Annotated in this window: 10 protein-coding genes; 6 read left to right on the top strand and 4 right to left on the bottom strand. The window is 64.9% G+C overall.

Annotated elements, in window-relative coordinates:
- The 3 genes from CCR94_RS14820 to CCR94_RS14815 all read left to right on the top strand — a co-directional run.
- A partial coding sequence (locus tag CCR94_RS14820) for a biotin/lipoyl-containing protein (protein ID WP_146090010.1) occupies window positions 1-250 on the top strand: 250 nt, incomplete at its 5' end.
- Window positions 251-263: 13 nt separating this feature from the next.
- A complete protein-coding gene (locus CCR94_RS25435; RefSeq protein WP_170068950.1) occupies window positions 264-428 on the top strand; it encodes a hypothetical protein in 165 nt (54 codons plus the stop codon).
- A 48-nt stretch (window positions 429-476) separates the two neighbouring features.
- Window positions 477-1,607 carry a sodium ion-translocating decarboxylase subunit beta gene (locus tag CCR94_RS14815; protein ID WP_104508607.1) on the top strand — a complete coding sequence of 377 codons (1,131 nt, stop codon included), beginning with the start codon at window positions 477-479 and terminating at the stop codon, window positions 1,605-1,607.
- Window positions 1,608-1,668: 61 nt separating this feature from the next.
- On the opposite strand, the gene CCR94_RS14810 is transcribed toward CCR94_RS14815, so the two are convergent.
- On the bottom strand, window positions 1,669-2,064 hold the full coding sequence (locus tag CCR94_RS14810; RefSeq protein WP_104508606.1) for an MAPEG family protein: 396 nt from the start codon (window positions 2,062-2,064) through the stop codon (window positions 1,669-1,671).
- Window positions 2,065-2,242: 178 nt separating this feature from the next.
- Between CCR94_RS14810 and CCR94_RS14805 the strand changes: the two genes are divergently transcribed.
- From CCR94_RS14805 to CCR94_RS14795, 3 genes are all read left to right on the top strand, one after another.
- On the top strand, window positions 2,243-3,925 hold the full coding sequence (locus CCR94_RS14805; RefSeq protein ID WP_104508605.1) for an AMP-binding protein: 1,683 nt from the start codon (window positions 2,243-2,245) through the stop codon (window positions 3,923-3,925).
- A complete protein-coding gene (locus CCR94_RS14800) occupies window positions 3,925-4,572 on the top strand; it encodes a class I SAM-dependent methyltransferase (protein WP_425332336.1) in 648 nt (215 codons plus the stop codon). Before CCR94_RS14805 ends, CCR94_RS14800 begins: the two co-directional genes overlap by 1 nt.
- Before the next feature lie 62 nt (window positions 4,573-4,634).
- Window positions 4,635-5,795: an acyltransferase family protein gene (locus tag CCR94_RS14795; RefSeq protein ID WP_104508603.1), complete on the top strand. Its 1,161-nt coding sequence runs from the start codon at window positions 4,635-4,637 to the stop codon at window positions 5,793-5,795.
- Between the two features lie 128 nt (window positions 5,796-5,923).
- On the opposite strand, the gene CCR94_RS14790 is transcribed toward CCR94_RS14795, so the two are convergent.
- From CCR94_RS14790 to CCR94_RS14780, 3 genes are read right to left on the bottom strand one after another with little or no spacing between them, the layout of a single operon-like run.
- On the bottom strand, window positions 5,924-6,988 hold the full coding sequence (locus CCR94_RS14790; protein ID WP_104508602.1) for a lipocalin-like domain-containing protein: 1,065 nt from the start codon (window positions 6,986-6,988) through the stop codon (window positions 5,924-5,926).
- Window positions 6,978-9,446, bottom strand: a complete 2,469-nt coding sequence (locus CCR94_RS14785) for an ABC transporter permease (RefSeq protein ID WP_104508601.1) — start codon at window positions 9,444-9,446, stop codon at window positions 6,978-6,980. The genes CCR94_RS14790 and CCR94_RS14785 overlap by 11 nt, the downstream gene beginning before the upstream one ends.
- A complete protein-coding gene (locus CCR94_RS14780; protein ID WP_104508600.1) occupies window positions 9,443-10,180 on the bottom strand; it encodes an ABC transporter ATP-binding protein in 738 nt (245 codons plus the stop codon). Before CCR94_RS14780 ends, CCR94_RS14785 begins: the two co-directional genes overlap by 4 nt.
- Window positions 10,181-10,369: the final 189 nt, after the last annotated feature.

Genomic DNA, 10,369 nt, shown 5'->3' with positions numbered 1-10,369 from the left:
CGCGACCTCGTCGCCCGCGCCCCGTCCCGTGGCGGGCGCGGGCGACGAGGTCGCGCCGCTCGCCGGCAGCGTTCAATCGGTCGATGTGACGCTTGGCCAGGCCGTCAAGGCCGGCGACAAGATCGTCACCATCGAGGCGATGAAGATGAAGACCGAGGTCCACGCCCACGGCGAAGGCAAGGTCGTCGCCATCGCGGTGAAGGCTGGAGATTCCGTGGACACCGGCGCCGTCCTGCTCACGCTGGCATGAGGAAATTCGTTCCATGACGATGCCCGACACGCTCTACGGAGCCTTGATGCTCAGCCTGGTCGATTTCTTCGCGTCACTGGTGATGATCAGCGGAATCGGCGTCGTGCTGGCGCTGTTCCCGCTCCTAAACCGGATCGGCAAGGTGGACGAAGAGGCTTTGCGCAAGACCCATCATTGACGAAGACCCATCATTGACAGCCGCCAGTCCGGCGGAAGGGGCGTTGCCTTGATCGAACAGTTTTTATCCTTTCTCGGCGCTCTGATGGATCAGACCGGCCTCGCCCATTTCTGGTGGGGCAATGTGGTGATGATCGCCATCGGCTGCGCGATGATCTATCTCGCGGTCGCCAAGGGCTACGAGCCGCTGCTGCTGGTCGGCATCGGCTTCTCCTGCATCATCTCCAACGTGCCCGGCTCCGACCTCACCCAGCCCGGCGGCCTGTTTCATTACGCCTATCAGGGCGTGGAGCTGCTGATCGTGCCGCCGCTGATCTTCTTCGGCGTCGGCGCCATGACCGATTTCGCGCCGATGATCGCCAATCCCAAACTGGTGATTCTCGGCGCCGCCGCCCATCTCGGCATTTTCGTCGCCCTGATCGGCGCCAAGCTCCTGGGCTTTACCCTGAATGAAGCCGGGGCCATCGGCATTATCGGCGGCGCCGACGGCCCCATGGCGATCTTCATGGCGATCAAGCTCGCGCCGCACCTGCTGCCGCAAATCTCGGTCGCCGCCTATTCCTATATGGCGCTGATGCCGCTGATTCAGCCGCCGGTGATGAAGCTGCTCACCACCCATGACGAGCGCCGGATCCGCATGAAACAGTCGCGGCAGGTGACGCGCCTCGAAAAGATCGCGTTCCCAATCGTGATCGGCATCATCGTCAACCTGTTCTTCCCGCCGGTCGCGCCGCTGATCACCATGCTGATGCTCGGCAATCTGTTCCGCGAAGTGCTGGTGGTGAACCGGCTGGCGAAAACCGCCGCCAACGAGGTCATGAACGTCATCATCATCGTGCTGACGGTCGCGATCGGCTCGACCATGGCGGCCGACAAATTCCTCACCATCGATACGATCGAGATCGTCGGCCTCGGCCTGATCGCCTTCCTGTTCGGCACCGGCTCGGGCGTGATCGGCGCCAAGATCCTGAACCTGTTCCTGAAGGAGAAGATCAACCCGCTGCTCGGTTCGGCGGGCATCGCCTCGGTGCCGATCGCGGCCAGGGTCAGCCACAATGTGGCGCTCGAATATGACAGCGAGAACTACCTGATCTATCACGCCATGGGGCCGAATCTCGCCGGCGTGTTCGGCACGGCCATTTCCGGCGCCATCATGCTGGCGCTGCTTGGGGTGAAATGAGGTCTTCCATCGGCGCCGGCGGTTCTCGTTCGGCGCCGATGTTCAGCCCGCCGCGTCGGGTTCAATCGCCGAGCGCAAGCCGAACGACAATATCGCCGATCGCGCCCACGCAAAGCAGCAGCATCGCGGCGAACGAGATCGCAAAGCCGGCGGTGCGGCTTTTGGGATCGGCGAGATAGGCGCGGGCATAGAGGATGCGTCCGACGATCCAGACCGCGCCAAGCGCGGCGGCGCCGATATCGCTGACGTAAAGGGCGAACATCCACAAGCCCACGAGATGGACCGGCAACCATTCCAGCGTGTTCATCTGGATGCGGTAGAGCCGCTCGAAGGTGGGATGGCCTGATATCGCCGGCGCCTCGATCTTGTAAGCGACCCGCGCCATGCCGACCCTAAGCCCAAGTCCGCCGTAAAGCAGCACGGACGCCAGTGTGGTCAGGGCTGTGAAATAGAACAACTCTCGACCACTCCCCACGACAATCCTAACATAGGCCGCTGAAAGACGACCGCTTGGCCCCAGCTTCGCCCTTCATGCCGGCGGCGTCAAGTTGGTCGCGCGCCGCATTTGCGGAGGCCTTGTCAAGGGACGTGAGATTGTTCATATATAAACTAATAAAATTTTTGGGGGGAGAACGATGAACACATCCGCCGAGCTTCTCGTCGCGCGGCCCTGGCTGAGGCATTACCCGCCGGGGCGCCCGCTGGAAATGTCGCAGCCGCCTTACCCCACGCTTGTCGAACTCTGGCGTGGCGCGCGCGCGAAATTCGCAAATCGCGTGGTCGCGGAGAGTTTTGGCGCGCGCCTGACCTACGAGCAAATGGGGCGGGCCGCCGACAGCGTGACCGCCTGGTTGCAGGCGCAAGGTTTCAAGAAGGGCGAGCGCGCGGCCATCATGGGCCCCAATGTCATGGCCTATCCGGCCGTCATGATTGGCATCCTCCAGGCCGGCGGCGTGGTGGTGAACGTCAACCCGCTCTACACCTCGCGGGAACTGGAGTTCCAACTGGTCGATTCCACGCCGCGCTTCCTGTTCGTGCTGGAGAATTTCGGCGCCACGGTCGCCGCCGTGCGCGACAAGCTCCCGGTGGAACAGGTGATCCTGCTGGCGCCGGGCGACCTGATCGGCCTGAAAGGCCATCTGGTCAATTTCGTTTCGCGCCGTGTGAAAAAAGCCGTTCCCGAGGCGCCGATGCAGGGCGCCACGACTTTCACAAAGATTCTGGCGGAGGCGCGCAAGCTCGAACGGCAGCCCGTCGCCGTGTCCGGCGACGATCTCGCCGTGCTGCAATATACCGGCGGCACCACCGGCACGGCCAAGGGCGCGATGTTGCTGCACCGCAATCTCATCGCCAATGTCCAGCAGGGCGCGGACTGGTTCGGCGACGAATTGCCGACGACCGCGACGGTCATGATCACGGCGCTGCCGCTCTATCATATTTTCGCGCTGACCGCCTGTTTCTGGTTCCAGATCCTGAAAGGCGGCTCCTGTCTGCTGATCGCCAATCCCAGGGATATCCAGGGCTTCGTCAAGACCCTGCAAAAGAGTCGTTTCCATATTTTCGCCGGGGTCAACACGCTCTACAACGCGCTCGCCGACCACCCCGACATCGGCAAGGTCGATTTCAGCACAATGGCCCTGAGCATAGCCGGCGGCATGGCCATGCAGGCGGCGGTGGCGCGCAAATGGCGCGACCTCACCGGCAAGCCGGTGCTGGAAGGCTATGGTCTGTCCGAGACCTCGCCGGTGCTGTGCTGCAACCGGCCGGACATCGAGGCGTTCACCGGCACGGTCGGCTATCCCGTCCCCTCCACGGAAATCTCCATCCGCAACGCCGAGGGCGTGGAGGTTGCGCAGGGCGAAACCGGCGAAATCTGCGCGCGCGGCCCGCAGGTCATGCCCGGCTATTGGGACCGGCCGATGGCGACGCAGGCGGTCATGACCGCCGACGGTTTTTTCCGAACCGGTGACGGCGGCGTGTTCCTGGCCGACGGCCAGCTCAAGATCGTGGACCGCTTGAAAGACCTGATCATCGTCTCCGGCTTCAACGTCTATCCCAACGAAGTCGAGGACGTGCTGGTCGAACATCCCCTGGTGAACGAAGCGGCCGTGGTCGGCCGCCCGAGCGCGGCCAGCGGCGAGGAAGTGGTGGCCTTCGTCGTCCCGCGCGGCGAGGGACTGACCGAGGAGGACTTGCGAAAGTTTTGCCGCGAGCGGCTGACCGGCTACAAGACGCCGCGCGCCTTCCTGTTCCGCGAGGACTTGCCCAAGTCCAACGTCGGCAAGGTTTTGAGGCGCAAACTGAAGGAACAGCTTTGATCGCCGACCGCGCCGCCTTCATTCGCGCCGAAACCCGACTGCGACCCACGCCCCACGCGCCGGAAATTTGTCTCCATCTCGCCGACGAGGCCACCGCCCTCTGGCAGAAAACCGAGGATGAGTTGGGCCAGATCGGCCTGCCGCCGCCGTTCTGGGCCTTCGCCTGGGCGGGGGGACAGGCTTTGGCGCGCTACATCCTCGACCATCCCGAAATCGTGGCCGGCAAGGCCGTGCTGGACTTCGCCTCGGGGTCCGGCCTCGTCGCCATAGCCGCGGCAAAAGCCGGCGCGGCGCGGGTCGAGGCCTGCGACATCGACGCTTTCGCGCTGGAGTCGATGCGGCTCAACGCGCAGGCCAATGGCGTCAAGATTTTCCCGCGCGACAATCTCGCCGTCGGCGCCGATGAGGGCTGGGATGTCGCGCTCGCCGGCGACGTTTCCTATGAGAAAGACATGGCGCGCGCCATCACCGACTGGATGGAGGCTTTGCACCGGCGCGGCGCCCTGGTCCTGATCGGCGATCCCGGCCGCGCCTATCTCGCCCGCGACCGGCTCGTGAGCGTCGCCGACTACAGCGTGCCCGTCACCCGCGCGCTGGAGGATTGCGAGATCAAGCGCGCGAGCGTCTGGCGGTTTCGTCAAGCGTAAGGCCGTTTACGCCGGATTCATTTGGCGACGCTACGTTATAGGAAAGGGGCGGAGCCTCATCCATGACGTATGACTCATCGCTCGGCGCCGGCGCCGAAGGTTTCATCGCGGACGCGGGCCTGGCCTCGGCGGAAAAGCCAAAGGCCAAAGTCTCGGATATACGCATTCCCGCGCTCGACGGCCTGCGCGGCCTGATGACTCTCTTTGTCATCGTCTCGCATTATTACGGCGAAGTTCCCGGCGGGATCGGCGTGCTCTGCGTCGGCTGGACGGCGGTTCTGGTGTTCTTCGTCCTCAGCGGCTATCTGGTCGGACGGCTGATCGTCGAAAAGATGGATGCGAGCAATTTCCTCAGCGTGTTTTACCTGCGCCGGGTCTGCCGCACCTTTCCGACCTATTTCGCCGCCACCTCGGTCATTATCGCCCTCGGCTGGCTGCTGGGCAACAAATGGTCGGATGGCGCCGCGCAATTGCCGGTCTGGTCCTATCTGGTCTTCCTGCAGAATTATTTCCTGATCAACATGCAGAGCGTCGGCGCGCACTGGCTGTCGCCGACCTGGACGCTGGCGCTGGAAGAGCAATTCTATCTGGTGGCGCCGTTCCTGCTCATGCTGACGCCGCGCCGGGCCTGGCTGCCGCTGATGATCGCGCTGAGTCTGATGGGGCTGGGGTTGCGCGCCCATGGCGTGCTGCACGGCGACATCACCATCGCCCCCATAGCGCTGCTGCCGACCTCCGCCGACGTGCTGCTCGCCGGCATGATCCTGGCGGTGCTGGTCAAGACCGACGCCATCGACTGGGCGAAATATCACCTGCATGTGCGGCTGACGCCGATCCTGTGCATGGTCCTCACCTTCGTGCTGCAAAAATTCGACGGCTCGGTGGTGGGGCCGCGTTTCGAGATTTTCGGCCCTTTCCTGATGTCGATCGGCGCCGGCGCCTTCATCCTCATGCTGGTCAAGGGCGCGCCGGAGGCGCCGCGCTTCGAGAACAAGGTTCTCATCTTCTTCGGCAACATTTCCTACAGCGTCTATCTCACCCATCTCGCCATTCTCGGTCTGATGCACGGTGGGATCCTCGGCGGCCTGCCGGATATCTCGACGCCGGCGCAGCTTGCCGTCACCACCGCCGCCTTTCCCGTGACCGTGCTGCTCGCCTGGATCATGACCAAAATTCTGGAAGAGCCGATCACCGCATGGGGCCGCCGTCACCGCTGGGTTTGATACGAAATCCGAATGATCCATTCGGATTTCGTATTCCGTTCGCGCGGAATTCCCCTTTCACTAAAGGGAATTCCGCGCGAGTTGTTTTCGCGGATCGCGAAGCGATCTCGCGGAAACCGAACGAAGCCCTAATAGCCGGTCATCTCCAGATAGCCCTTGCCCTGTTGCGAGCCGTGAAAGGCGATCGGGCCTTCCCAATAGGGAAAACTGGTCGCCATGAAACTGGCGGCGTTGAGCGGCGCCGTCTCGACATCGAGGCCGCGACTTTTGACTTGCAGCCGCCAGCGCGTTGGAACGCTCCGGCCCGCGACAGGGGTCTGCTCCAGCGGCGTCAGCGCGATGTCGTCGCGGTCGAGCTTTTGCGTCGCGCCATCGGCTGAAATCCACGTCCCCGAGCGGAAATCGCGGCCGCTGGTGTCGCGCATCCGAAACAGCATCAGTTTTTCGCCGCCGGAAAAATGCAGCGAGAACCAGTCCCAGCCCTTCTGGCTGGCCGCCAGATATTGGGTGCTCCATTCCCGGTCCATCCAGGCGCGGCCCGACAGTTTGATCTCTTTGCCGCGCAGCGTGAGCACGCCGGCGATCTTGTAAAACGGCTGACTGAAATAATAGGAGGCGCGCCCGTCGTCGGATTTCAGGCTGAACCCGTTGTCGCCCTGGCGCACGAGCGGTCCGTCGGCGACGAGATCGAAGGCGTAGCGAAAGTTTTCGCCGCTGGCCGACAGTTTTACACGCGACAGCCCCGAGTCGGGCGGCGCATTATCTTGCGCGGAAAAATTCCAGTCGTCGATCCACGCCCGAAACGGTTGCGCCGTCACCCCGGCCTGCCCAACGCCGCCGCGCGCGAAAGTCTCGGCGAACAGGTGCTCGCTTGCGCTGGTCACGGCCGCATGGCCCATCCAGACGTTCTGGTTGGCCCAGCCCTGTCGCTCCTCGCCCGGCGCGCTCGCCTGTCGGAACAGGGTCCATTGCACGCCATAGGACGCGCCGGTTTCGTCGGTGAGATTGGCGGTGACATACCACCATTCCGTGCGGAATTTCGGATGCGCGCCGAAATCCTGCGGGAACACCAGCGGCTTGCCGGGAACCACCCGCTCAAAACCGCCGGCGTCGTCGCCAAGCCCGGCATAGCCTTGCGCCAAGGCGGGAGAGGTGAAGGCCAACGCGGCGAAAAAAATCCATTTAGCGCTCATTGGCAAAAATCCTCGCCAGTTGCGCCGGCGTGGTCCGCACGAAGCGCAGGATCGGCGCGATCGACGCGATCGCCGCCGTCAACAGCGCCAGCGCCAGAATTTCGGCCCATTGCCAGGGAAAGATTTCAAACGGCAGCCGCCAGCCGAACGCCTGCACGTTCACCACCGCCACCAGACACCAGGACAGGCCCAGCCCGAGCGGGACGGCCAGGACGGCGGTGGCGGCGGTCAGCGCCAGCACGCGCAAAAATTCGAGCTGCGCGAGGCGCCGGCGCGACACGCCGCTGGCCCAGACCGGGGCCACCTGCGCCAGACGGGTGTCGCCGAGCGTCGTCAGGCTCGCCAGCAGGGCGATGGCCGAGACGACCAGGGTGAGCGTGTTGAGCGCCGTCGTCACCGCGAATGTGTGCTCGAAAATGCGCGTCGAGATTTTTTTGATGGCGGCCTGGTCGGCGATGCGGACGATTTTTTCGCCGAATTCGGCCTGCATGGCCGCGATCAGGCGCGGCGTCTCCTGCGGCGCCACCCTCAGTCCATAGGACACGCGCGGCGCGTCGGGCCAATGGCGCGTGAGCGCGTCTATGTCGATCCGCGCCTGCCCCCTGGGATTGCCGTAATCGGGAAAGACGCCCCCGACTTTTACCCGCCAGATCCCGCTTGCGGTCGGAAGATCGAGCGACGATCCCAGCCCGAGTTTGAGGCGGCGCGCGAGTTGTTCGCTGATCAGCGCGCCATCGCCGCGTTGCAGCGCCTCCCAGGCGTCGGGGGCCTGATCGATCATCGGGAAATGCGCGCGAAACGTTTCGTGCGGCGTCATGCCGAAAATTTCCGTTGGCCAGCCGGAGAGCCGGACGCTGGTTCGCGCCGAGGGCAGCACGGCCAGAACCTCGGGTCGGGTCGCGAGCCAAGCCTCGATGCGCCGCGCTTCCGGCGCGCCCGCCGCTTCGTAATAGACCTCCGCCGCCAGTCTTTCGTCCAGCCAATGCGCGAAAGTCTGGCGAAACCCTTCGACCATGCCGCCGACGCCGACATTGGTGGCGAAGGCGAGCAGAAGCGCGGTCAGGGCGAGGGCGAGGCCGGGAAGCTGCTGGCGACTGTCGGCCCAAAACCAGTTCACCAGCGGCGCGCTCGAAAAGGACTCGCCAAGCCGCAGGGCGGCGGAGAGCAGAACGGGCAGCAGCAGCGCCGCGCCGAACAGCAGGCCGGCGAGCGCCGCGAAACCGGTATAGAGGCTGTCGCCCCAGAGATAGGCGGCGAAAGCCGCGCCGAAGGCGAGCAGCGCCAGCCATGCCCGCCGGCGCATGAAAACTTGCTGGGCCTGACGCCATGCAAAAGGCTGGGCGGCGGCGAGGATGGGCAGGCGCAACGCCTTGGCGAGGCCGCCCGCCGCCGCGACCAGCGCGCCGACAAGGGCGATGCCGAGACCCGACAGCAGCCAGGTCGGGTCCAGCGTCAGCCCGCCCGCGACCCGCGCGCCGTAAAGCGCGTCGAGACTGGCCGCGACATTGGGCAGCAGCGCCGAGGCCAGCCAGAAACCGGCGGCGACGCCAAAACCGCCGGCGACCAGCGCCAGCAGCGCCACTTCGCCGAACAAAGCGGCGGCGAGCGCGCGGGTGGACACGCCGACGGCGCGCAGGGTTCGCACCATGCCGAGCCTTTGTTCGAAGGCGAGGCCAAAGGCGGCGTGAACGATGAACAGGCCGACGAGAAAGGCGAGCAGGCCGAAAGCGGTGAGGTTGAGATGGAAACTTTCGGTCAGCCGCTTCAGGTCGGCCTCCTCCTCGCCCGCCGGAAGCAGGCGCAAGGCGTTGCCCACCACCGACGCCAGCGACGGCGCGTCGTTGTCGGGGGGCTGTCGCAGGATCAGCCGCGACATTTGGCCGGGCCGGCCGAGCAGGGTTTGCGCCACGCCGATATCGACGGTGAGGAGTCCCGGCGGCGCCTGCGCGCTTGAGCGCAACGGCGGCAGACTCTTGCCAGTGTCGAGGGCGATCCGGTCGCCGTCCTTGGCCCCGAGATCGCGCAAAACCTCCGGGGGAGCAATGACCTGTCCCGGCGGGGCGAAAAAGGCGGAAAAGTCGCCGCCATCGACCAGACCGCCGAGTTGCCCGCCGCGCGGCAGGGTCAGCGGCTCGACGCCGATCAGTTGGAAGGGCGTTCCGCGAACCAAAACCGTGGCTTCGAGCGCCGGCGAGACCTTCCAGCCGGCGAGACGCAGTTTGACGAAAAGCTCTTGCGGGATGGTCGCGCCGCTGGTGGGGACGAGGCTTTGCGCCCCGCCGCCCGAAAACACGGACGCCGCGCGGTCGTAGCTTTTTCGCGCTTGCGCGTTGAGGGCCTGAACGCCGCTCCACAGCGCCGTGGCGATGGCCAGACCGACGAACAGCGCGAAAAAGTTGCCGGGACGGCGGCGCCAATGGCTGAGCAGCGTGACGAAGGTCCAGAAAATCTGTTTCACGGCTGGTTGATCACTCCCGCGCTGAGGCGGACTTGTCCCGCGCTGAGGCGAACTTGCCGCTGAAGTCTTGCCGCCAGCCGCTCGCTGTGCGTCACCATCAGGAAGGCGCAACCTGTCGCCGCGACGACATCGAGCGCCAGCGCCATGAAGTCATCCGCCGTGGCCTCGTCGAGATTGCCGGTGGGTTCGTCCGCCAGCAGCAGGCGCGGCCGCACCGCCAGCGCCCGCCCGATGGCGGCGCGCTGCTGCTGGCCGCCGGACAATTGTTCGGGATAGCGCTCCAGCAGGTCTTGCAGTTTTAGGCGATGGATCAACTCGTCCGTCCAGGCCGGATCGAACCGGCCGGCGAGACGCGCCTGGAACGCGACATTGGCTTGCAGATTCAGACTGGGAATCAGGTTGAACTGCTGGAACACGACGGCCAGCGTTTCGCGCCGCAGCGCCGCGCGCCCGGTGTCCGACAGCCAGGTCACATCGACGCCATCGATGACAATCTCGCCGTCATCGGCCTGGTCGAGGCCGCCGACGAGATGCAGCAGCGTGCTTTTGCCGCTGCCGGATTCGCCCATCAGGGCGACGCTTTCACCGCGCGCCAGCGTGAGATCGACGCCTTTCAGCACGGCGACGGGGCCTTGCGGGGTCGGGTAGCTCTTGTTCAGGCGGGAGACGCGCAGCAGCGGCGCCTCGACCTGCGCCGGCTTGCGCGCATCGTCCCGTGTGGCGGCGTCTGTCATGCGTCGGCTTCACTCCCATTTCCGGTCGGTTCCAGCGCATATTCCCGAAAAGTGTGTGCGGTTTTCGGAAGAGAATATGCGCAAAACCAAAGAACTAGAACAAGTTCGGCGAACTTGAGTTCACCGAGCTTGTTCTATGTGTGGGTTCCGCTGGACGCGCGCCAGCCCTTGCGCGCGCCAAACCTTGCG

This window comes from Rhodoblastus sphagnicola, assembly GCF_002937075.1.
Taxonomy (GTDB): Bacteria; Pseudomonadota; Alphaproteobacteria; order Rhizobiales; family Beijerinckiaceae; genus Rhodoblastus; species Rhodoblastus sphagnicola.
The sequence above is the reverse complement of the archived record's forward strand: the minus strand, read 5'-3'. Positions and strand labels throughout refer to the sequence as shown.